Origin of the sequence: Amycolatopsis umgeniensis, from assembly GCF_014205155.1 — a bacterium.
Classification (GTDB): domain Bacteria; phylum Actinomycetota; class Actinomycetes; order Mycobacteriales; family Pseudonocardiaceae; genus Amycolatopsis; species Amycolatopsis umgeniensis.
On record NZ_JACHMX010000001.1, the window covers coordinates 9166094 to 9188659 of the forward strand.

At 68.2% G+C, this 22566-nt stretch carries 14 protein-coding genes; 2 read left to right on the plus strand and 12 right to left on the minus strand.

All coding sequences use genetic code 11. The features are described 5' to 3' along the window. Positions 1-39: 39 nt before the first annotated feature. Positions 40-3057, minus strand: a complete 3018-nt coding sequence (locus HDA45_RS41845) for a BTAD domain-containing putative transcriptional regulator (protein ID WP_184905080.1) — start codon at positions 3055-3057, stop codon at positions 40-42. Between the two features lie 208 nt (positions 3058-3265). Here HDA45_RS41845 and HDA45_RS41850 point away from each other — a divergent pair, with 208 nt between their 5' ends. Then, positions 3266-4228 (plus strand): winged helix-turn-helix domain-containing protein, encoded by a 963-nt coding sequence (locus tag HDA45_RS41850; protein ID WP_184905082.1) that lies wholly within the window; start codon positions 3266-3268, stop codon positions 4226-4228. 38 nt (positions 4229-4266) lie between these two features. Here HDA45_RS41850 and HDA45_RS41855 read toward each other — a convergent pair whose 3' ends face one another. The 7 genes from HDA45_RS41855 to tgmA form a co-directional block, all read right to left on the minus strand. Next, positions 4267-4584 carry a hypothetical protein gene (locus HDA45_RS41855; protein WP_184905084.1) on the minus strand — a complete coding sequence of 106 codons (318 nt, stop codon included), beginning with the start codon at positions 4582-4584 and terminating at the stop codon, positions 4267-4269. An 87-nt stretch (positions 4585-4671) separates the two neighbouring features. Then, positions 4672-5202 (minus strand): suppressor of fused domain protein, encoded by a 531-nt coding sequence (locus HDA45_RS41860; protein WP_184905086.1) that lies wholly within the window; start codon positions 5200-5202, stop codon positions 4672-4674. A gap of 37 nt (positions 5203-5239) precedes the next feature. After that, positions 5240-6070: an ESX secretion-associated protein EspG gene (locus HDA45_RS41865; RefSeq protein ID WP_184905088.1), complete on the minus strand. Its 831-nt coding sequence runs from the start codon at positions 6068-6070 to the stop codon at positions 5240-5242. 233 nt (positions 6071-6303) lie between these two features. Beyond that, positions 6304-6573, minus strand: a complete 270-nt coding sequence (locus HDA45_RS41870) for a hypothetical protein (RefSeq protein ID WP_184905090.1) — start codon at positions 6571-6573, stop codon at positions 6304-6306. 615 nt (positions 6574-7188) lie between these two features. Beyond that, positions 7189-8373: a methyltransferase domain-containing protein gene (locus HDA45_RS41875; RefSeq protein WP_184905092.1), complete on the minus strand. Its 1185-nt coding sequence runs from the start codon at positions 8371-8373 to the stop codon at positions 7189-7191. Continuing rightward, positions 8370-9326: an ATP-grasp ribosomal peptide maturase gene (gene tgmB, locus HDA45_RS41880; protein ID WP_184905094.1), complete on the minus strand. Its 957-nt coding sequence runs from the start codon at positions 9324-9326 to the stop codon at positions 8370-8372. The genes HDA45_RS41875 and tgmB overlap by 4 nt, the downstream gene beginning before the upstream one ends. Beyond that, complete coding sequence (gene tgmA / locus HDA45_RS41885; RefSeq protein ID WP_184905096.1) at positions 9326-9655, minus strand: putative ATP-grasp-modified RiPP; 330 nt, start codon at positions 9653-9655, stop codon at positions 9326-9328. Before tgmA ends, tgmB begins: the two co-directional genes overlap by 1 nt. Positions 9656-9772: 117 nt before the next feature. On the opposite strand from tgmA, the gene HDA45_RS41890 reads away from it, so the two are divergent. Continuing rightward, positions 9773-11302, plus strand: a complete 1530-nt coding sequence (locus HDA45_RS41890; RefSeq protein WP_246480958.1) for a peptide deformylase — start codon at positions 9773-9775, stop codon at positions 11300-11302. Positions 11303-11350: 48 nt separating this feature from the next. Here the strand turns inward: HDA45_RS41890 and HDA45_RS41895 are convergent, their stop codons facing one another. The 4 genes from HDA45_RS41895 to HDA45_RS41910 are packed head-to-tail and all read right to left on the minus strand — an operon-like array spanning position 11351 to position 22560. Then, positions 11351-13156, minus strand: a complete 1806-nt coding sequence (locus HDA45_RS41895; RefSeq protein ID WP_184905098.1) for a hypothetical protein — start codon at positions 13154-13156, stop codon at positions 11351-11353. Then, positions 13153-18330: a hypothetical protein gene (locus tag HDA45_RS41900; RefSeq protein WP_184905100.1), complete on the minus strand. Its 5178-nt coding sequence runs from the start codon at positions 18328-18330 to the stop codon at positions 13153-13155. The genes HDA45_RS41895 and HDA45_RS41900 overlap by 4 nt, the downstream gene beginning before the upstream one ends. Then, a complete protein-coding gene (locus HDA45_RS41905; protein ID WP_184905102.1) occupies positions 18311-21421 on the minus strand; it encodes a hypothetical protein in 3111 nt (1036 codons plus the stop codon). Before HDA45_RS41905 ends, HDA45_RS41900 begins: the two co-directional genes overlap by 20 nt. Continuing rightward, positions 21418-22560 (minus strand): Kelch repeat-containing protein, encoded by a 1143-nt coding sequence (locus tag HDA45_RS41910; protein ID WP_184905104.1) that lies wholly within the window; start codon positions 22558-22560, stop codon positions 21418-21420. Before HDA45_RS41910 ends, HDA45_RS41905 begins: the two co-directional genes overlap by 4 nt. Positions 22561-22566: the final 6 nt, after the last annotated feature.

The following is a 22566-nucleotide window of genomic DNA, read 5'->3' on the forward strand; positions in this document are numbered from 1 at the left end:
GAGCAGTAGTCCACGAACGCGAGTCTCCGGGCAAGGCGGTTAAGGCTGCGCTGAAATGGTTGCGGGCCGGGGTTCGGGCGGCAACGAAGCGAAACCGCGTCTACCCAGCAGGGGCCGGATGCTTTCGGCGTCGGGGTGCCCGAGACGGTCGAAGACGGCGAGGGATTCTCGCCAGTACCTGTGGGCGGTCGACTTCTTCCCGGTGGAGTTCGACAGATGCCCGATGGCGCCGAGGGTCGCCGCTATCCCTTCGGTGTCGCCGATTTCGGTCCGGATCGTCAGCGCCCGGTGGAATCCGTCCATCGCCTCTTCGTAGCGGCTGGTGTGATGCAGGATTTGGCTGAGATTGTGCAGCGCCAGGGCTTCGAGGTGTTTGTCCGCCAGTTCTTCGCTCAACGCCAGGGCTTCGAGAAGCCGCTCCCGCGCGAGCTCGGCCAGCCCGAGATCCGCGGCGATGAAGCCGAGGGTGCACAACGCCTTGGCCAGGCCGATCGTGAAGCCTGCCTTTCGGCACAGCTCGACGGAGCGTTCCAGGACGGCGAGGGCGCGTTGCGCGCTGCCAGTGTGATGCAGCACCGTGCCCAGGCAGTCGAGTGCGGCGGCCTGTCCCTCGGGCATGTCCAAATCTTGGAACATGCGTTCCGCTCGGCGTAGGTGCCGTTTCGCGGCGAGAGGATGCTGGCCGCTCGAACGATGGGAGGCCCCGAGGCTGTAGTGCATGGCCGCTTCGGCGGACTTGTTCCCCTCCCGCTGGGCGGCGGTCAACGCCGCTTCGGCCATCGACCGCCAGGTGGCGAGATCGTAGTTGCGCCAGAGGTAGCCGCGAAGCACGTCCGTGATTTGCCACGAGAGTTCTCGCGGGCCGTGCTCCGCGGCATGCAGGACCGTCGCCGCCAGATTTCCGCGTTCGGCCGCGAGCCAGTCCGCCGGCATGACGTGGACTTCCCCGCCCGGCCCTTCCGTTTCGGGTAAGGAACACAGCCGCAGCATTCCCGGATAGGCCTGCTCGGTCAGCACCATCGCCGTGCGCAGGTAGTACTCCGAGAGCCGCCGCCACGCGAGAGCCCGGTCGTCCTCACTGTCCACTTCTGCGCAAAGCTGGGCAGCGTACAGCCGGAGGAGGTCGTGGACCTGGTAACGATCGGACGTGCGACGCTGGACGAGATGGGCTCCGACGAGGCGATCGACGAGCTTCACGGTGTCTGCGACGGTGTCGCCCGCCAAGGCCGCCAGAGCCGCGATACTCACGTCGGCCGACGGCACGAGACCGAGGAGCCGGAACAGGCACGCAGACTCCGGACCAAGCGTGGCGTAGGAGAGCTCGAACGCTGTCTGCACCGCCGCACCGCCACCTGGACCGACGGCCAGCCCTGCGAGTCGGTTGCCCGCGCGGAGCGCGGTCACATAATCGTCGAGGCTGTCGTGGGTACGACTCGCGAGGTTCGCCGCGACGATCCTCAACGCCAGCGGCAGACGTGCGCACAGATCGCTCAGCGCGGACAGGGCCGGGGTGTCCGGACTCCTGTTCAGCAACCGGGCCAGCAGGGTGACCGCCTCTCGCGGGCCGAGCACGTCCAGCTCGATGGACCGGGCATCGGCGTGCAGTCCGAGCGCGGACAGATCATTGCGGCTGGTGACCACGACCACGCTGCGAGAATTGGCTGGCAGAACGGGAAGGACCTGCTCCGGCCCCGTCACATTGTCCAGCACGAGCAGCACTTCCCGGTCGGCGAGCAGGGAACGCAGCAGGGCCGCACGCGCTTCGACGTCGAGTGGCACCGCGGTGGAGGTGACCCCTAGACCGGTCAGGAACGCCGTCAGCGCGTCGCCCGCGGTTCGGGTCACCGAGTCGGAGAAGCCATGCAGGTTGTAGTACAGCTGCCCATCGGGGAACCGGCCGCTGACTCGATGAGCCCAGTGGATCGCGAGGGCCGTCTTCCCGACCCCGGCGGAGCCGGTGATGACGACGACGCGTGCGGCGCGGCGGGTGTGGTCAGAGGCCGACAGGAAGGCGTCGAGTTCCGCGAGTTGCGCGGCACGGCCCATGAACGTCGTACTGTCGGGCGGCAATTGTTCCGGAGCCCTGAAATTCCCGGTCCTGGGTGGTGTGGCGCGGCCAGGCTCGAGGCAGTGCAGGTAGGCGGCACGCAGTTCGGTTCCGGGGTCGACGCCGAAGGACTCCCTGAGCTTGACACTGAGCTCGTGAAACAAGCGGACGGCGGCCTGTCGCTGTCCGGTGGCCGCCAGCGCGAGAATGATCCGCGCGTTGATGCCTTCGTGCAGTGGTTCGGTCTCGGCCACGTCGCGAAGTCCCGGCAAAGCGCTGTGGTGCCGGCCATGCGCGAAGGCGAGGTCCGCGTGGGCAAGCGTGACGACCATGCGTCGCTGGGTCAGCGCGACGACGGCCGGATGTTGCTGGATCTCCGGCCCGAGGTCGGCCAGCACCGGCCCTCGCCACAACGAGAGCGCTTTCTCGTACTCGCCTTCCGATGCCTCGAGCCGCCCCGCCTCGTGGAGGGCCGCCGCGTCGGCCACCCGGAGGAGGAAATCCAGAACGTCGGTCTGCCCGGCCGTCAGAGTGAGGCGGTATCCGGTGCCGCCACGTTCGAGCGGTTGTGGTTCGTCGCCGCTCGTTCGAAGTAGCCGCCGGATCCGGGAGGCGTAGGTGTGGACAAGGTTCCGATAAGTGGCGGGGATGTCCTCGCCCCACAGGAAATCGACGATCTCCGACCGGCTCACCGGCTCGTTCGCCCGGAGGGCCAGCAGACCGAGCAGACGGCGCAGCATCGGGGCACCGACGTCGATCCGCCGCGGTCCGTCGTGAACGATCATCGGTCCGAGCACGTCGATCCGCAGGGCCGCTCCGGAGTCGATCTCGACGGCGGAAAGTCCCGTGGTCTGGACAAGTTTCCGCACGGACCTGGAGTGCGGCCGGACAACCACCTCATGCTCGATGTCCCGCAGTGTGCGCACACTGATACCCGCGCGACGAGCCAGTTCGTCCTGGGTGATTCCGGTCCGTGCCCGGTACGCGAGCAGCGCTTTTCCCAAGGTCATGACGCCCCCCAGCGTTGGTTTCTGCCGACCGGTCTCCAAAATACCGTGTCCGGCTGACGAGTTTCCGCTGTTTATCCGGTCGACGACGATTTCTGCCGGTCTTCTCCCGTTTCCCCCGCTCAGAGGGGTGGTCCAGGTCAAGAAACGCGTCAGGTTCCGGGACGGTGTCGTGCCTAGGCTGGTTCGGCGAACAGATGGGGGTGATCTTTTGCTGCGCATTCATTTTTCGTCGGCCGACGTGCTCGGACTGCGGGTTTCGGCCGCTCCCGATCCGTTGTGGGAGCTTCTGCTGAGCCTCCACGCGGCGCAAACGGTCGGCATCAGCGGCGCACTCCGGGCGTGGCGGACGGCGGTGCGCGGAAAACTCGCGCCGTCGGCCGCCTTGCTGTGGCCCTTGGCGCGGCCGCAAGGCTACTCACCGGATTTCTTGACCCCGACGGCTGGTGAGAAAGGCTTCGATGCAGGTCTGGACCAACTGCTGGCCACTTCGAGGCCACGGCTCCGAGCCGACCTTGCGCTCTTGGCACGTCCCACGTCCTGGACGACTGATCTCGCCGATGGCCGGAGCGAAGCCCTCCACCGGCTGGGAGACGCCCTCGAGGCGTACCACGCTGTCGCCATCGAACCGTTCTGGGACGTCATCCTGCGCGTGGCCGGCGCGGACCGCGAGCGAAGGGCGGCGACCGCGATCGCCGAAGGTGCCGGAACGATGCTCACGACCTTGCACCCTGACGTTCGCTGGGACGATAGTGTCCTGGAAGTCGCCTATCCCGTCGATCAGGACGTTCACCTGGACGGGCAGGGCCTCACCCTGGTGCCCTCGTTCTTCTGCCGGCCAGGGCCCATCACCCTGTTGCGGCAGAACGAACAGCCGATTCTCGTCTATCCCGTCGACCGGGACCTCGAGTCCTTGGCCACCGTCGGCCACGCGCGGTTCGGGCAGGGGCTCACAGCGCTGCTGGGCAGGACCAGGGCACGCGTGCTGCACGCCATCGCGGCGGCGGCCCCGGTCACCACGTCGGATCTCGCGCGGGAGGTCGGGGTCTCCGTGGCCGGTATCAGTCAGCACACGTCGGTGCTCCGGGACGCCGGGCTCATCACCACGGTCCGGGACCGCGGCTTCGCGCGGCACCGGGTTTCACCGCGCGGTGAGGCGTTGCTGAGCGGGTAGGTTCCGGTTTCGATCCCGGCCGCGCGCGCCTGGGTACGTCAGCAGGCCTTGACGACGACCGAGTGTGCCTTGCCGCCGAGGTCGAGGATCTTCACGTTCCGGTTACCCGCTGGCACGCGAACCTGATAAGTGCCGGGGTCGACCGGATAGCCGAAGTAACTGCCCGCCGGGGCCGCCCCGGTGCCCGCGATCATCGAGCCATTGGTGCGGTGGATCGTGGTCGGGACCGCTGCGCCGCAGTTGTTGGAGATGTAGATCTTGCCCTTGGTCGCGGCTGAGGCGGAACCCGCGCCGACGGTGGCGATGACCATACCCGCGGTGGCAAGAACGGTGAGAACGCGCCGGGTGGCCGTCATTGTGCTCCTCTGGGGTGCTTGTGGGGATCGGCTACAAGATATCCACAAGCACGTTCACGCACTGTCGGTCGAACAGACCACATCGCCTCAGCCGGTCGACGGGCGCATGACATCGAGCAGCGGCGGGTTCGTGTTCTCGAGGTGGTCCAGAAGCGCGGCGACACCGTCGTTCGCGGTGGATCGGGCGACCTCGTCGCTGGTGAGCGGGATCAGGGTCATCAGCTCGGCCAGGACTTCCCGGTCGGCCCCGAAGACCACATCGAAATCTTCGAGGTAGGGGTGACCGCCGACCAGCATGCCGGTGATGGCCGTGCGCGCGAGCAGCGGCTGCTCGTTCCGGATCACCTGCCCGTTGACGACCCCGTGGCCACTTTCCTGCACGATCCCTAGAGCGGCCTGCACGAGGAACAGCGCCGCTCCGTCCTGGCCGGCCTGGACGGAGCACACGAGTTCTTGTGGGTACACCGCCGCGATCGGCTGGCTGGACAGGCCGTGGGTGGCGAAACTGACGTACTCCGGGCGTTCGTGCCGCCAGATCTCGACGTCGCCGATTTCATTTTCGAGTACCCCGCCGCCGAGGTAGCGGGTGAGGTGGTCGGCGAGGGCCTGATCGGTCATGGGCGCGGTAACTCCGTCAGTTGGCGGGGGATGCGGATCACGATAGATGGCTGTACGCACCTGTATCGCGTGCAGGTCGGCTCTCGATGAAGTCGCCGTCTGCGAGCCCTCCGATCCACGCCTTCAACGTTGCATCGTCGGCAGGCATCAGCGTGGCCGATCCGTAGCTCCGCACGACGACGTAGCGGCCATCGACACTGTCCACAACGGACAGCGGGCGGATGGTTGTCAGTTCTTTCCCTGCGACTCCCGCTCGCGCCGCACTCGCCTGGCCGATCGCCTTCGCCCTCGACAGAACGCGCAGGAACCACTCGGCGCCCTCAGGGGCCACCCCGTGCTCGATCAAAGATCGCTTCCCGATACTGAGCAGCCCCGACCGCCGCCAAGCCCGGCCCGACCGGATGAAGGCGAGTTCGTTCACGCGGAGGGGCCGCCCGACGCCCGGCCGGGAGTCGGGCAGTGCCTCCAGCATGCCTTCCGCCATCCTCGTGGCGTTCATCCATCCCAGTTCCACGGTCTCGTTGCGCGCTATCACCCGAAGCGCCCGGCCGCTGGGCTGCGGGAAACAGCCGACCGCCACCCGCCCGGCGGAGTCGCTGTAGCTCAAGGACAGCGCGAGGTCGCGGTCGTCCATCGCCCGCAAAGCCTGCACCAGGTCGCCGTCGAGATTGTTCGCGTCTCCGAGGCTGTTGGACGTCAGCCATCGATGTGCGCGATCACGACATTCTTGTCGCTCCGCGTCATCGCTGCCGTGGCGGCGGACCACGAGAGGCGACGGCATGGGCCCGAGGCCGAGCCGTTCCCACACCACGTCGTAGACGAGTTCAGGAAGGGTGGGCAGCGTCATCGTCACCGGACTGCGGATCATCTCGGCACTCCCGCTCGCCAGCTGGTTCGCAGCACGTTCTCCGGACACGGTCGCCGGTGATGATTCGTGTCGGTCAGAATTTCAGCCTCCCGAAATCGATGCGGCCGGTATCGCGCTGCGAAACGTCACCAGCGCGCCGACACGTTGACCGTATACGTGATGGTCACGTCGGTGGTGGAATCCGTCGGGGCAGCCATTGTGCAACCGCGAGTGAATCGGGTACTTGAAGGCTGTCAGCGTCGCCGGGTGGGAGTACGGCGTGGAGTCGTCGTGCGCTTCGCGGTCGTCGTGGAGCGATGAGTCGTGGTCCGCGTCGTCTCCGGCGTCAGCTGGGTCGTGGTGGTCTCCGGCGGTGACGACGTCTTCAGGGAACCGGTCGGCACCGTCGTCGGGGCCTGCGGGGTCGTCGCGGGCACCACCTGGCCGGCTCCCGACCCGCCCCCGGCGCACGCGCCGAGCAGCACACCCGCGGCCACGACCAGGCCACAGCACCACACTCGCATGGCCGGGGACCTTAACAGCCGTCTCTCCCCCGGCGGGCGGTTACTGACGGATCTCCCCCACGCGCGTGGGAGGACCTCTACGACGGGTTTCGTGCCGTCACGACCGAGAGGCGGTCGTGAGTGGTAGCGACGGTTCTACTGAGGGGAAGGGCAAACGTGTCTTGGTCGCGGATGGTCTGTGACGATGTCGCGAAAGCCACTTTCGGGACATCAGACGTCCCGAAAGTGGCTTTCGCGACGCCCGAGCCGACACGCAGGCAAATGACCTGCGGAGGGAGACACGTTGCGAAAGCCTCTTTCGCAACCTTCAGGGTTGCGAAAGAGGCTTTCGCAACCCCACCCACGTCTCGGACACCAGAGAGTGCCAATACGCCACCTTTTGCCCTACCCCTCACTAACTGGCCGTTGGGCCGCCGATCAGGACGAAGGCCGCCCAGGCCGCGGTCCACAACGGTTCGTTCCCGTCTTTGGCCGCGGGTTTCGTTCGTACCGGTTCTTGAGCCCTAGCTCGCTTGGCCGGGTCCTCGCCGACCGATTCGCGGATCTTGACGCCGGACCAGGCGAAAGAGTACGAGGCGGCGCTGAACGGCTGACCTCGACCGCCACATAGATGCCTTAGCCCCAGGTGGCCCGTTGACCTGCTGCTCGAGGCAGTACCCAGGTGTGGGTGCCGTCCGGTTCGTCGAGCCAGAGCCGGTGGGTTCCATCGTCGGTCACGGTGACACCGAATCGATCCCAGCCGGGCTCGCCGAGGTTCTGCCACTGGCTGCGGCTCTTCTCGTATTCGTCCCAGATCCGGGTGGCGCCGTGCTGGCGCACGTCGCGTCTGTCGTTCGTGGCGTTCATCGCGACTGCGCACCAGGAACCTTCGCTCGCGGTGAACACGGCCCACTGGTGTGCCCCGGTGTCGGTGAGGCCGCGGTAGCCGAATGTCAGTTGCGAGGGCATGCGGGATTGGGCAAGCAGCCAGGGGATCAGGGATTCCCAGGGGTGCGGGGACAGTGAGGTGGTGGAGTGGGCGCCGTCCGCCGGCGTGAAGCTGATGTGCCGGTCCGGCGGTGCGCAATCGGTGTCCCTGATCGCCATGAACCCGGCCCAGCGCGGCAGGAACCTTCCTTCGAGGCGGTCGGCATGGCGTGTGAGCAGGACGAGGTTGCCGGCATGCACGCTTCGTTTGAGGTCGGCCAGGATGAGTCCGCCTTCACGGACCTGTTCGGCCCAGGCCCACGGGATCGTCGGCACGGAGCAGGTCGCGATGATCCGGTCGAATGGAGCGTGACCGGGCAGGCCTGCGCCACCGTGAGCGGCCACGAGCGTGGGGCGCAATCCGAGTTCGTGCAGGCGCGTGCGGGCTGTGGCGACCAGGTCGGCGCCGATGTCGACTGAGCAGACCTGGTCGTCGCCGAGGCGGCGGGTGAGGAGCCCTGCGTTGTATCCGGTTCCGGTGCCTATCTCGAGCACGCGGTGGGAGTCCTCTAGATCGAGTGCTTCGAGCATTCTGATCATGAGGCCGGGTTTGGTCGATGAGGACACCGTGACCTGGCTACCCCGTGGGGTCGTGGCGAGTGCGGTGATCAGCGGCTGGTTGCGATACACCTGGTCGAGCCAGTCGGGTGACTCGGCGCCGGTCTCGCTCCACCGGCCGTCGCGCTGCTGGGTGTGGAAGCGCGGAACGAACACGTGCCGGGGGACGGTCTCGATCGCGGCACGCCACTGCGGTGACCGCAGGACCCCTTCGGTGGCGAGTTCGTCGGCCAGCCGATGGGCAAGAGTTCGCCATGGCGGGGTGGTCGCCGTCATGACGTTTCTCCTTGAGTCAGCAGGTCGGCGATGGTGTCGGTGATCGGTGCGGCGATGGCGTCTTCAATCCACCCATACTGGCCTCCGGCGTTGCATTCGAGGAAGACCCATTCCCCGTCCGGACGGATGACGAAGTCGAACGCTCCGTATGCCAGACCGAAAGCTCGGCAGTAGCGGAGGATTCCGCCGGCGATGGTTTCCGGTGGCTCCAGCCGCCGGTAGCGCAGGTTCAGGTAGTCGTTGCGGTAGTCGAGATAGGTCTTCGGAGTCCGGGCGTAGATCCCTGCAGCGAAAACGTGCTCACCCACCACAATGACCCTGGCCTCGTGGGCTTTCGGGATCCAGCGTTGGAACTGGTGTGCGGCGACCTCCAGACCACGCAGGTCCGCCACGGTGTCGGCGGTGACCCGGTCGGTGAGGGTGGTTTTGCGGCCGCCGTCCTCGATGACCGCGGCCGCACCGAACGCCTTGGTGATCGTCTCGCCACCGTCGACGAACTCGTGCACTGACGTCCGAACGCTGGTGACGAGGGTGTCGGCCACAGACAGCCCGCACTGGACGGCGGTGGTGAGCTGCACGGGTTTGTAGGCGGCGTCGGCGTTACGAGACGGGTGGTTGATCCACCGCACGGCAAGCGAAGTGAGCACACCGCCAAGACCGAGTTTGGTCTCACTCATCGCCCAGTTCCGCTCGGTCGCCGACAGTTCGGCGGGGAAGGTGAATGCCGAGGGGCTGCGATACCACACCGAACGCAACCCCTCGAGCGCGATCGTCCGGCTGTGAGCGGACAGAGTCCCCATCCATCGCCCGTTCCGCAACCGCGCGTCGATGGTGCAGTACCTCGGAAACCAGGCGGTGTCGACGCGCGCGACTGGTGTGCCGCGCCGCTCCAAGGCCGCCACCATGCGGTCGGCGGTGAAGTCTCGTTCCGAAGCGAGGATGAGGACCGTCATCAGTCGTTGTCCCAGTCTTCGGAGCTGGGCCCGTCCTCACCGTCGACGGTCGAGGTCGTGTCCGCGGATGGGTCACCCATGATCGGAGACTCGATCACCGGCCGTCCCGCGACGTCGACCGCCTTCTGCTGAACCGGGTCGTAGCTCCAGGGTGGGAGCACGCGGCCGGGCCCGGCCGCGCGGGCCCGGCGCAATCCCCACGGTCGCATCCCGGCCGGCGACGGGAGGTCGTCCCGTCGCGCGGTGAAGCTCGTGCCGTCCAGAGCGAACTGCGCGCTGGACGGCGCAAGGGGATCGGCCACCGCAACCTCGATATTTGCCACAGTCATCTCCTTTTCCTTTCTCCAGGGGTTATTTGCCGTAGGGCAAGTCCACCGCGAACCACAGGTGTGCCGCTAGGCTGAGCGGCGACTCACGGTGTGTTCACGCACACTCACGGTTCATCGATGGCGGAGGCGGCGATGATGACGGGCGTGCCCGAAAGCACGAGCACCAGCGGGCCGGAGACCGCGGCGAATGTATTCGCCGCGGAACTGGAACGGTGGCGCGACGTGCGCGGCTTCTCCCGCGCTACGCTGGCAAGAGAAATGGGCTATGACCGCTCGTACGTGTCGAAGGTGCTCTCCGGCACCGAACGACCTTCCGAGGCTTTCGCCGCGCACGCCGAGACCGCGCTGCGCGCCGGCGGTGCACTGCGCGCCGCATTTCGCGACTTCGACGCCCACCGCCCGCTCCGCACACGCCTCACGCCACCTGTCGCCGACACGGTCACCGGCACCGGAGGACTGGTGGTCGACCACGACGACGCAACCCTGCGCTACGACGACGGCATCTACCTGCTCACCCAGCGACGCCACCTGGTCAATCACGGCACCGAGCCGATCACCCGCTATCTGATCCGGATCTCCGTCGATCGCTTTCCCGGCGATCCGGAACGCTCCAACCGCCTCTACAGCGAAGACCCGCTGACCTGGGACGAGATCAATCTCCATGCCTGGCACGGCCGCTCCCGCGCGATCCCGATGACCTGGACCACCCACCACGACCACGACGCGTTCAAAGAAGTCTGGCTGCTCTTCGAAGGCGAACACGGCCACTTCCCCCTGTATCCCGGGGAATCCTGCTGGATCGAATACGAATACACCGTCACCGAAAACCACTGGGGCAACTGGTTCCAGCGCTCGATACGGCTCCCGACCCGCACCCTTTCGGCGTGCCTGGACTTTCCCGCCGACCTCTCCCCCGCCGTCTGGGGCCTACACACGTCCATGACCGCACAAGCCATGCCGTTCGCCACCGCCATCGCCCGCGACGACACCGGCGACCGGCACACCTTCTCCTGGTCGTGCGAAGACCCACCTCTGCACGCCCGCTACCGACTCGAATGGGACTTCCGTACCCGCGCCACCGACACCGACGGCCCACCGCCCAAGCCGAGCGAAGTCATGGCCTCCCTCGGCGTCGTCCAGGACAATGATCCCGCGCTGCGCCAAGTCGCCCGCCGCTTCGACCTCCCCGCCGAGGCTGAAGACGCCCGCCGTGTCGTCACCGCGCTCAACGCCGCGTGCGAACGTGTCGCCCAAGCCCACACCTTCGGCAAAGGCATGGGCATCGCCGCACCGCAGATCGGGATCGACCGCGCCGCCGCGATCGTCCGCACGCCCGGTGGCGAAAGCATCACTCTGTTCAACCCCGCCATCATCGAAGAAGCCGGTGACTTCGACGAGCAGTACGAAGGGTGCCTGAGCTTTTTCGACGTCCGCGGCCAAGTCCCGCGGCCGCACATCATCCACGTCGAGCACACCACCATCGACGGGCACACCAAGATCACCGTCTTCGATCGAGGTATCGCCCGCCTCGTCGCCCACGAGGTCGACCATCTTCACGGGCACCTCTACACCGACCGCATGCGCGACGGCCTCTCCCCCATCCCGGTCGAGCAATACCGCGGCACCGGCACCGCCTGGAAGTACTGAACATCCTGGTCACCTCGCGCGCCGACAGACCACGCAACTCGGGATGGCTCATTTCGGCAGGTCGGTTTTGACGAGCAGGTCGAAGCCCAGGCCGCTGGAACCCTGGCCGCGGCCCTCACCTCGATGGGCGGACAGCCAGAGGGACACGCGGCCGTCTCGCCAGCGGGTTCTGTTGTAGGCGACAGTCACTCGGGTACCCGACTGCGGGACCTCCTCTTCATTGACGAAGTACCGCTGCCCTTGATCGAATCCCGCGCGCAACAGACTGGTCCTCGGGCGGACAGGCTGCCCGTCGACGACGCTGGGCATCGCCGCACGTTGCAGTTGAATCTCTCGGTTGTCGTTCGGGACATGTACCGGGATGAACGGGATCCAGTGTTCGGGAATGCTGTTCATCGCCCGGTAGGACAGGGCTGCCCGAGGTGGGTCGTCCGCCGCCGGCGGCGCCGTGGCGGGTGGGCGACTGCGGTACGCCACTATTTCCGCGGCCGCTTCGCTGCCTCGGCGGGGTTCGCCGGTCGGCATACGGACGGTTTGTTCTATGCCCCAGACGAGGTTGGCGTTCTCATCGCGGAGGAGGAGGACTTCTTCCAGCACCGGGCCCACGGCCACCTTCGGCACGCTCGGCGGCAGGAACAGGTCGGTGTCGGCGGGCACGTCGTCGGTGCCGATGGTGTCCAGGGTGAACATCGACCACCGTTGCCAGTTTTCGTCGGCGCCCGCGCCCGCCGGGGTCAGCCATTCCTTGTGGTTGAAGACGTCCGTCACCGTCAAGCCGCGGATTCGGGCCACGGTGCCCGCGGGTAGGTCGCAAGGTAGCTGGTACCAGTCGTTGCTGAACACCAGCGCGAACTCGAGGAAGATCAGCCTCGCCAGGTCGGTGCTGTCCGAACCCACCGCGGCGAAGTTCGTCTTTCCGTCTTCCAGCGCCCACCATCGCGGTAGCGGCATTCCCGAATAGCGGACCGGTGCCGGGAAGACCGTTCTCGACAGCCGCGGCTCGGGTGGGCGCCCGCCGCCGATCGGCGAGTCCGCATCCACCGAGAACGCGTGCCAGTCGAGTTCTCCGCCTGGATATTCCTGGGCGGTCAGCACTTTCTCGGCCCCGCCCGGCATTGACGCCGAGATCGAGAACCGGTGTTCCAGCCTGCGAGGATCCCAGGTACCGTCACCGGTCGGCTGGTCGATCAACGCATCGAACCAGTTCACCAGCCGGTTGCCCGCGTCCACCAGCGCCGCGTGGTGCAGTAGCGGGATCGTCCTGATCCCCGCGTCCGCCACACCCCCGCCTTTCAAGAACTCATACAGCAGGTATCCGTCCATGCGGCGACCGGCCACGGCCTGCATGGTGGCCCACACGCCCGGGTTCGCCCGCTGGGTGACGGCCTCTTTGGCGGGCAGTGCGATCGGGTACTTGGTCGCGTACTGCTCCTCGAATTTGAACACGATGTTGCCCAGCAGTCCGGCCCTGCCCAGCAGTTTGAACCAGCGACGGCCGATCGCCACCCGCAGGTCGAAGCCGATTTTCTCCGGACCGTAGGTGAACGGCACTTTGCGGCGTTCCGCCATTGTCTCGAGTGGACGGTCGGTGGGCAGGTCCTCGGGTGGACCGTCGAGGGGCCGGAAACGGCTCGGCCGCGACTGCGCCACGGAGTAGGTCGCCGTCACCGGCGAACCGCCGTCGGTGCCCTGGAACTCGCCCAGTTGCCACTGCCGGGTCAGCATCCACAGTGGATCCCGGATCTCCGCCCGCAACGCGCGGGTGAAGTCGGTGGTTCGTGGCCTGCCTTCCAAGCGGTTCCACACCCCGACGGTGGGGGTGCGGCGGGCGGCCAGGTCGTCGGCGAAGGTCATCGGCGGGCCCTCCAGCGCTCGTTGGCTTGAGCCAGGTCGGTGCCGACGGTCATCTGCCGGGTCGCGGACATGATGGTCGCCGGGAGCAGGTGGGCCAGCGGCGTCTCATCGAGGTGCGCCGGCTCGACCGCCCGGATCTTCGCGAGGTCGAACGTTTCCGCGATCGCGTCGACCAGGTCGGTGGCCGACCAGGTCCCGTTCGGGATCCGCTCCGGCGGCGCGACCAGCAGCATCGCCTGCGGTGGTTCCGCGTCCGGGCCGTCGTAGTGCATGGCCACGCCGGTGGTCTCGCGTTCGGCCGGGATCACCTCGGTCCACTCGTCGAGGACGAGCCCGCACTGGCGGTCGTTGTTCAGGCTGGTCGCGTAGTGGGCGGTGAACAGCAGGCGGTCTTCCTCCTTCAACGGGTTCGGGCCCGGCGCGAACTCCAGGCCGAGCCAACGGTCACCGGTGACATACGGCAACTGGATCGGCGACAGCTTCGGTTCCACCCAGCCGAAGATGCCGGTGCCGAGCAGGCCGCCCGGGCCGAGCAGCGCGTCCGAGAGCAGCACTGTCTGTTCCCACAGTCTCGGCTTGTCCCGTACCCTCGCCATCCCGTGCAGCCAGTCGTCGACCGGGAAGTCCCGTTTCGCGTTGAGGTGGGCGATGAGCTTGTCGCTGTCGGTGCGGGCCTTGCGCCACTGCTGCATGACCGGCGTCGGTGCGGTGAACTCGGGCACCACCAGCACGTCCTCACCGAGCAACGCCTTCAGTGCGTCGGTGCCCGCGCGGACCCTGTCCGGGCTGGTGGCGGCCTGGTCGTAGCGCACGAGCGCGGCGGTCGCCACCGTGCGGCGAGCCGAGAGCTCGTCGGACAGTGTCCGCGCCCTGGTCAGGAGTTCCTGCCCGTACGCGACCACTTGGTCCTGGAATGGGATCAGGTCGACGCCGAGCGGATCGTAGTCCGCGGGTGGAAGGTTCCCCGCCACTTCGCTCAGCAGTCCGCTCAACGTCGTCTTCGTGGTGTCGGCCTGCCGCTTCAGAGCGTCCACTTTGAAGCTGAAGTCGTTGCGAAGGCCGCGCACTCGTGAACGCATTTGGAACGGCGTCTGCGTTCGCGGTTGTGGCTTGGTGGTCAGGAGCCGCTCGGCCTTCTCCAGCAAGGTGAACCGGTCTTCGTCCGGGGTCGAACCGGGCAGGTCTTCGTACTGTGCCAGCAGCAGATTCGCGGCGGTCAGCGCGGTGGTCATCCGTGCCGCCAGTTCCGCGACCGCTGTCAGCAGGTCGGAGTACACACCGCGCCGCCACACCGTCAGCTCACCCCAGCCGCTGCGTGGCAGCCCGAACCCGGCCGACGCCGTGGCCAGTTTCGCGTACCGGGCCAGGAAGTTGTCGATGCCGCTGAGCACAGCCGCGCGGGACGGCTGCTGTCCCTTCGGATAGAGCGCACCGAGGTCGGTGACGAAGTCGGCCACGTCCTCGTCGACGAGGTCGGTCAGTGACGCCAGCACCGCCGCGGGCCGTTCCCGTGGCAGGGTCACGTTGTCGTCGGCCGCGCGGTCCACCGTCGCGCTCCCCGCAGCCGGGGTGAGGTCACTCTGCCGTAGCGGCCGGGACGTGGTCACCAGCGTTCGCACGGCCGCGACCAGCGGGGACAGCTCGAAGAAGCTGACCTTGTTCGCCACCCGCTGGGTGTAGTCGATGCTCAGCACCCGGTCCGGACGCGGTTTCACCTTGTCGGCCACCACGCCGATGATCCGGTCGTCCAGATCGGTCATCGCCGCCTCGTCGGCCGGGCGCAACGCGAACAACAGGTCCAACGACGACAGCCCGGTCTCCTGCTGGGTCACGTCCCGGTGGTCCGGCGAGCCGTCCGGTTCGGTCCAGCTCACCCGGGCGACCACGTTCTCCGGTTTCGGCAGGACCGCGGGCAGCCAGTCGTTGACGGCCGGTTCCGCCTGCACTCTCGGCGGGTTGTGGCCCAGCAGTGGCGCGTTGTGGTCCGGGCCGAGGTTCGGGGTGAACTGCAGCGCCAGCCGGTGAGTGAGGGTGGTGCCGCTGCGTGGTGTCTCGACGATCATCGTCGCGGGCGGCAATCCCTCCTTCGCGTAGGCATCCAGTGCGGCGGAGGCGCGTTCGGTGTTGCCCAGCAACGCTTGGTGCGTACCCTCGGCGACAGCGAGGTCGGCCACGGCGTCCTGCACGTTTCGCAGCGCGCGGATCTCCGTGCGGATGTCGAGGATCTGCTGCTCGGTCGCCGGCTTGAGGTCGTCGTATTCGAACGGGTAGTCGTCGGCGTTCTCGGTCTCCGGGTGCGCCGCCCGCAACTCGTTCGCCCGCCGCAGCAACTTCAACCCGTCGATGACGTTGCGGGCTTCGACCTGTTCGATGCTCGTGGGCACGGCAGGATCGTCCGGCGAGGGTTTGGTCTCCTCGATCTTGTTGGCACGTAACGGGAATCTGAGCCGCATGCCGGAGATGAGCGCGTCAAGGCCCGCCCTGCGGTCGTGCAGGCCGCGTTCGAACCGGTAGCCGAGCAACGCGGACAGCGACTGGCCCTGCCGCATTCCGTCGGCGATGGTCAGCGCGAGCCGGACCCGTTCGGAGCTGAGGTTCACGGCGAACACGTTTTCCTTACCCGGTGCCGCGTTCGCGACGTAACCGGCGCGCAGGACCGCCGCCGTGCGGGCATGCGCGGGTGACGGGGCGTGGATGTAGCCGCCGTTGTGGCTGTCCTGCGGGATCGGATCGCTGCCGAACACGTCCCTGAGATCGGCCGGCACCTCCACGGTCGTGACCGGTTCCAGGTTCGGGTCGACGTTCTCCAGCCAGCCGTACGCGCCGAGGTGCAGGCCGCGTGTCGCCGAGGGCCCGGAGCGCAGCTCGGCCAGCCGTTCGTTGACCAGGCCGAGCCGCCACGCGTCCAGCCGGTAGGTCGCGCAGTCTACGTGTTCGGTGAACACCCGCTCGAGGCGCGCCGTCGGCAGCGTGGCCAGTATCTTGAGCGCCTCGATCTGCTCCGTCTGGTCCCCGGCGGCGGGATGACTGCCCAGGATCGACCGGATGTGCTGGTGCACGGGCCGGCCAGGGTCGATGGCCGGATCGGTCGAGTAAAGCGTGCGGTAACGGCTTTCGCTCTGGTCCGCGGGGCCGATGTGCACGAACGGTGCGTCGCGGATGTCCGGCACGTCGGCGCCCGGCGTCGCCAGCGCGAGCCTGCGTGCGGTTTCGGCCCACCCCAGCAGGACGGCATGCCGCGCGAGCGAGTACAGCAAAGCGTCCGGCGGCAGGTCGTCGATGAACCCCAGTTCTTCGCGGATCGTGTTCAGGTCGCTGGTCGCCAGCCAGGTCAGGTAGTCGTGTTTGTCGATGGTGTAGGGCCGGATCGGTTTCGTCTCGGACAGCGGCCGGTCGTCGACCACCGGCGCGAGCAGTGGGTGCGCGTCGTCGGCGAACAGTCGCCGCAGCAGGTCCGGGTCGGTGTCCTGCGAGGCGCCCAGCCGGGTGAGCACCTCCCGCAACGGCGAGGTGAGCCGGGCCAGTTCCTCGTCCATGTCGGACTGCCCGGCGACGGCCTCCGCGCTTTCCGCGTACCGGAACCGGAATTCGGCCGAGGTCGGGTGCAGTGCGAGGATGTCGAGGAGCGTCTGGTGCCGGTCGGCGCCCGGTTTGTCCAGGCTGGCAACGTGTTTCAGCGCGGTACGCCAGTCGGCCGTGGCCGTCGCGAGTACGGCGTTGAGGGCCGTGCGATGTGGGGTGGCGGCGGGCCAGACGAGCTTGGAGAACACTGTCGTCGGCAGGATTCCGTAGGGCTGACGACCGATCTTCACGGTGGGCAAGGGCCCCCGGCCGGACACGTTGGCGAGGAAGAACTCCCGGGTCTGCGCGATCTGCTCCCCGGTGAGCACGCCGTTCAGCAACGCGGGCAGGTAGTTGCCCCAGGTCGCGGGCCACAGCGCGGTGTGGGCGGCCCGCGCGTCACGACGGTCGGTGCCGTTCGCGTTCGGCACACCGGCCAGCTTCGCCGGGTCGAGGCCGAGCAGTTCGGCGAACCACGCGCCGTCGCTCTTGGTACTCCAGTCCGCCGCGGCGGCCGTGAACCCGGCAAGGGTGGCGAGGCCTGCTTCGGCTTCGGTCTTCCGGTCCTGACCGGCGGGGAGTTCCTCGGAGTTGTTGGTCGGCGTGCCCTGCGGCAGGAAAGCGAATCCCGCGGGACTGTGCAGCTGGTCTTCGAGCAGCTTGCCGAACGCGGCCGCGCTTTGTTCCGGCGTCGCCTGTTCGCGCAGCCCGAGCACGACAAGGCGGTCGAGCCCGCCGGGGAAGTCGGCGGTGCGCTTGATCCGGATGCCCATGCCCGCGTCGACGGCCTTGTCGAAATTGGTGAGCCACTCCAGGGCCGTTGGCACGAAGAGGGTGCCGTCCTGTTCGTTGATGCGTAGCTGGGTGGCGGGTGGTTCCTTCGGGTCCGGGCTGACCGCGAGGTCCTGCCGCACGGGCAGACCGGGTTCGGCGAAGACCCGCGCGGTGCCGACGTACCCGAAGAAGGTGAACTTGACGGGCAGCAACGCCGCGGTCGCGGCCACGGTCCACGACTGCGGCGCGATCTGGTCGGCAGGCAGCGTCGGCAGCACGAGGAACGCCACTACGACGTTGTTTCCGGGCGTGTTCGGCGCACTGTCCACACCCGACGGACGGCGGCCTCGGATGGCGGCGGCACGGCTCGCTCCCACGGCCGCCAGCAACGCGATCTCGGCGTCCCGCAGTTTCCCGCGGTCGCCGTGTGCCCGCCACACGGCCGTCCAGTACGTGGTGGTGGGCGGCCGGTCGGCCACGGGGATCGGCTGTGGGCTCACGACCACCAGCACGGCAGTACCGACCTCGACCCCCAGTGGGCGTTCGGTCGGGTTGCCCGGTTGACGGTTCCGCACCAGCCAGCCCGCCCGTCCGGCCGGGATCCGCGCGACCAGTTCGTGCCAGGCGGCCTGCTCCCCCACCGCCTGCCCACCCGACGCCCACACGCCTGTCCAGTAGGCGTCCAGCGCCGAGACCTCGGCTTGAGTCGGCCTCGGCTCGAACTTGTTCACCGACCACTCGTCGGGGAACACGCGAATCAGCAGATGTGTCGGCGTGAACCGGGTTTCGACCCGGATCGGGCCGAGCAGCACCGGGAAGTCAAGGCTGAGCGGGGTCATCCGGCAACATCTCCTGTGCGTGCATGGCCACCAGAACCGGCGCCTGGAAGAGGATGTAGGCGACGTCGGCCGAGCTGACGTCGGACTGCCAAACCTTGACTTTTTCGTCGTCGCGGCGCTGGAGTTTCTTCTCCTGGTCGTTCTCGTCGCCGTTGAACGGGTCGAGCGTGACGTGCGCACCCGCGTCGAAGCGGATGAACCCGCTCGCGCCCGGATCGACCCGGCCCCAGGTCAGGTCGTTCCACACCTCGACCAGCCGTTCCTCGCCCGGCCGATCCTCGTCGACCCCGAACCGCGGTTCGCCGGGGCATTCCTTCAGCACGAAGAACCAGCCGAGGTTCGCCCCCTTGCCGCGGGCCTCCCTGGCGTCCAGATCGAAGCCGAGGAGGTAGATGTCCGGTTCGACCTTGGCCTCGTAGACCGGCAGCCGGACCAGCTCATGCGGCGGGTCCTCGCCGGCCGGCAGCTTCGCGAGCTCGCGCTCTCCGCTCTTGTCGGGTTTCCCGGGCATGTCCGGCAGATCCGGCCACGCCGCCTTGTGCGCGTAGACGACGGTGTTCGGGTACTTCTTCAGCAGCTCGCCTCGGATCACCAGCACGAGGTCGTTGGTACGCGGCGGATCGCCGGGCTTCGGCTGGGGATTGGGGTTTTCGCCGAGCCGGGCGGTCGGTCCCCACCGATGGATCGGCGGGATGTCATACAGCCGTTCCAGTCTTGCGGCGGGTTCCTCTCCCGCCTTCGCCGGTGCCGTGCGCGGATCCCAGAACTGACGGAACGGCGTGCCACGCAGGTCCGTCGGGAACTCCCGCCACAGCATCTCGCGGGCCATTTCGTGGTTGAGGCCGACGAGGTAGGACTCGATGAAGCGGCGGTTGTTCTCCAGCAGGGTCACGGAGTTCGGCGGCAGCTGACCGAGGTTGGGCACGAACGTGTCGGTCGACATCCGCACGAGTTCGGCGTACATCGGCATGTCGAACACCGGGTACGCCATGACCTCGGTCAACTCGCCGTCCTTCCGGGCGAGGCGGTCGGGCAGGTTCATGGCCGCGACGATGTTGTTCATCACGGTCTTGTCGGCGTTCAGGCCGGTCACCACCGAGGTGGTCGTGTCGGTGACGTGGAGCTTCGGCCGCTCGTCGACGGCGTTCGCGGCGGCCGCCCGAAACCCCTCGTGTACCTCCCGCAACGCCTGCGCGAGGACACCGTCCGCGGCGGTGGTCGCGGGCAGCCGCGTGGCCAGTTGTGCCGGCGTGATCAGACCGGGTGGGGTCGGCAGTGTCGGCGCGGCGGAGACCTGTTTCTCGTCGATCCGGGTCACCAGAGTGTCGAGTGACGTGCGGAGCGTCTTCACCAGCCTCGCGCCGGGGCGGGTGACGCGGCGCATCGTCGGCGACACGGGAGCCGACGCGACGCGGCTCTGTGAGACCTTGAACCCGACGGCGAGCGTCTCGCCCGCAACAGCGGCCCGACCGGGCACGTCGAGGACCTTCGGGTGTGCGGGCGCGGTGAGGGTCAGCGCCCGGCCGTTGCGCAGCGGCTCCGCGTCGGCCGCCGACGGCACGACCCCGGCCTGCGGGGTGATGTGCTTGGCATGCAGGACATTGCCGATTTCCCGCGCCAGTTGCGCGGCCCGGATTCGGGCGTTGGCCCGTTGTGCCTCACCGAGTTGTTCCCACGCGGAGGCCATCAGTTCTTCCTGCCGGTCCTGGATGACCTTGGTGCCGAAATGCGCGGCGACCCGGAAGCGGGGGTCGAGGTTGAGCCGGTGCACCCAGTTGTGCAGCTCGGCGGGTGGCATCGCGGTGCCGTCCGGGCGGGTGATCAGCGTGGGGGTGAGTGCGTGCCAGCGCCCGTACAACGGTGGCGTGATCACCGGGTCGACCTGCGCGGCGAGGTTCGTGACCTGCGCCGACAGCTCGGCGTTCGCGATGGCGGCCGGTTGGTGCTGGTAGCTCTCGGCGAGGTTGATCAGCCCGGCCATGGCCCGTTGCCACTCGTTCGGGTAAGGCGGCATGGGTGGCAGCGGCGGCGCGGGCGGCGGCTGGGGACCGTAGTAGTTGTCCCAGTTCTCGTGTCCGTCGAGGATCGTGTCGGAGTCGACGAGTTGCAGCGCGCCGCCGAGCCGCAGCACACCGCTCGGCTTGGTGGGCGTGGTCAGTTCCGGCAGGGCGAAGTCGGTGGCGCGGTGGGCATCCATGTCGCGCAGGCCGGTGAGGTCCTTGGCCTCGATGGGTTTCAGCAGTCGCACCAGGTCTTCGAAATCGCCCTTGGTGCTCGTGACGAACGTCCAGCGGTGGTAGTACGGGAGCTGACCGGACAGCGGCCTCTCTTCCGGGCCCCAGCTCGGTGTCGTCGCGGGGATGTCCGCGGGCACCAGACCGAGTCCTGCCTGCCGTCCCGTTTCGAACGCCGGCACCAGGAACGCGTGATACTTCGTGCTGGCCTTCAGATGGCGAGGGCAGACCACCCGGCAGCAGGCGCTGTCCGGGGCGTCCCGGAGGACCTTGCCGAGGTTCGACAGCGACGTGCCCATCGCGAGGGGATCGTCGATGGCCAGCGGGTCGTCGAGCGCGCCGTTGACGTGGACATGCGCCCACGCGCCCAGTTCTCCGGGCGGTTGCAGTGCTTCCGGAGCGGAGACGGTGATGAACGGCAGTGGCCTGCCGGATGCCACGCCCTCGTCGAACTCCGCGACACCGGACTCTCCGCCGTCGGCGAGGACGATCAGCGCCAGCCACGGGGCGAGCCGCCGGGTCGCCGCGTCGGGCAGGTCCGGGCTGTAGCGCCAGGCGAAATCCTCTTGGTAGAACTCGATATGCGCCAGGTAGTTCGGCTCGAAGTCGGTGGAGAACGCCTGTGGCTCGGTCCGCGAGATCGCGCGCGGATCCACCCCGATCACGTCACCCGGGCCGTAGAGCTGCACCGGTTGCTCGATCGGCGCGTGCGGTGGTTTGCCACCCGTGGTCAGCGGGTCGCCGTTGAGTTCGAGCAGCACCGGGATCGTCGCCCTCTCGATCCCCGGCGGATCCACGATCCTGGTGGACAACCCCGCCCGGAGCCAAGGCAGGAACGAGTAAGCACCCTCGGTCATGCGCCACTCCGCTCGGCCGTCGTGGTCAGCTCGACCGGTTTCTCCGCGGCCGCGAGCCCGGTCCTGGTGATCCCGCCCGCGACCAGCACCTTCGCGCCGGACGCCGCCGCCGAGAACGCCCACCGGCCCTCGAGCAGCCCGGCGTACGGGGTCCAGGCGCCTGCCGAGAACTGGAGCGCGCCGCGATATCCGGTCTCGTTGGCGGGGTGGTCGGCGCCACCAACCACCAGCACCTTCCCCTCGGCGATCGCGACCGCACGGTGCGACGCCCGGCCCGCGGGCATGGCGGCGACGTCCTGCCACGCCCCGGCGGCCAGGTCGTACACCTCGGCGGTGGCGCGGGCGAAGGGGTCGAACCCCTCGGCGGTCGCTCCCGGCGCGCGGCCGCCGGTGATCAGCACGGTGGTGGCCGACAACGCTGTCGCGGTGTGCGCGCTGCGTGGATGATGCAGGCTCCCGGTCGGCTGCCACTTCCCCGTCGCTGTGTCATACAGCTCGCAGAACGCCAGATCCGCGTCGTCGGCCGCACCGATCGGCACACTTCCGCCACACACGAGCACCTTCGCGCCGCCCTGCAGGACGACCGCCGTATGCCCGGCGCGGGCGTCGGTCATCCCGTTCTCGACGGTGGTCCAGGTCCCGGCGGTCGGGTTGAACACCTCGGCGGACCGCAAGGCCATCAGTCCGCCGCCGGGCCGGGCACCGATGCCGCCCGCGACGAGCACGTTCCCGTTCGAGAGCGGCACCGCGCTGTGTCCCCAGCGGCCGTCGGCCATGTTCTGTGCGACGTTCTGCCAGGAGTTGGCCTCCGGGTCGAACACCTCGGCGGTGTTCAGCGGCGCCCCGGCCGGTCCGACCCGGCCGCCGGTGATCAGCGCCTTTCCGTTCGGCAGCGGCGTCAGCGTGTGGAGTTGCCGGGCGGATCCCAGCAGTGCCGCCGCCTTCCAGGTGCCGGCCGTCAGGTCGAAGACGGCGCTCTGCTTGACGCTCACTCCCGCCGCGTCCGCACCGCCGGCGACGAGGACCTTCGTGGCGTCCTTCAACACGACGGCGGTGTCGTGCTGGCCGTGCCAGCGCGCGGCCACGGCGTACTGGGGGGCGGCCGACCACGCGTCGGCCGCGAGTATGACGGTGGTCATCGAGGG

What these genes read in the sequence shown, in the direction of transcription:
- HDA45_RS41845 (WP_184905080.1), bottom strand. Translation starts at nt 3,057, where the DNA reads ATGACCTTGGGAAAAGCGCTGCTCGCGTACCGGGCACGGACCGGAATC.
- HDA45_RS41855 (WP_184905084.1), bottom strand. Translation starts at nt 4,584, where the DNA reads ATGACGGCCACCCGGCGCGTTCTCACCGTTCTTGCCACCGCGGGTATG.
- HDA45_RS41860 (WP_184905086.1), bottom strand. Translation starts at nt 5,202, where the DNA reads ATGACCGATCAGGCCCTCGCCGACCACCTCACCCGCTACCTCGGCGGC.
- HDA45_RS41865 (WP_184905088.1), bottom strand. Translation starts at nt 6,070, where the DNA reads ATGATCCGCAGTCCGGTGACGATGACGCTGCCCACCCTTCCTGAACTC.
- HDA45_RS41870 (WP_184905090.1), bottom strand. Translation starts at nt 6,573, where the DNA reads ATGCGAGTGTGGTGCTGTGGCCTGGTCGTGGCCGCGGGTGTGCTGCTC.
- HDA45_RS41875 (WP_184905092.1), bottom strand. Translation starts at nt 8,373, where the DNA reads ATGACGGCGACCACCCCGCCATGGCGAACTCTTGCCCATCGGCTGGCC.
- tgmB (WP_184905094.1), bottom strand. Translation starts at nt 9,326, where the DNA reads ATGACGGTCCTCATCCTCGCTTCGGAACGAGACTTCACCGCCGACCGC.
- tgmA (WP_184905096.1), bottom strand. Translation starts at nt 9,655, where the DNA reads ATGACTGTGGCAAATATCGAGGTTGCGGTGGCCGATCCCCTTGCGCCG.
- HDA45_RS41890 (WP_246480958.1), top strand. Translation starts at nt 9,773, where the DNA reads ATGGCGGAGGCGGCGATGATGACGGGCGTGCCCGAAAGCACGAGCACC.
- HDA45_RS41895 (WP_184905098.1), bottom strand. Translation starts at nt 13,156, where the DNA reads ATGACCTTCGCCGACGACCTGGCCGCCCGCCGCACCCCCACCGTCGGG.
- HDA45_RS41900 (WP_184905100.1), bottom strand. Translation starts at nt 18,330, where the DNA reads ATGACCCCGCTCAGCCTTGACTTCCCGGTGCTGCTCGGCCCGATCCGG.
- HDA45_RS41905 (WP_184905102.1), bottom strand. Translation starts at nt 21,421, where the DNA reads ATGACCGAGGGTGCTTACTCGTTCCTGCCTTGGCTCCGGGCGGGGTTG.
- HDA45_RS41910 (WP_184905104.1), bottom strand. Translation starts at nt 22,560, where the DNA reads ATGACCACCGTCATACTCGCGGCCGACGCGTGGTCGGCCGCCCCCCAG.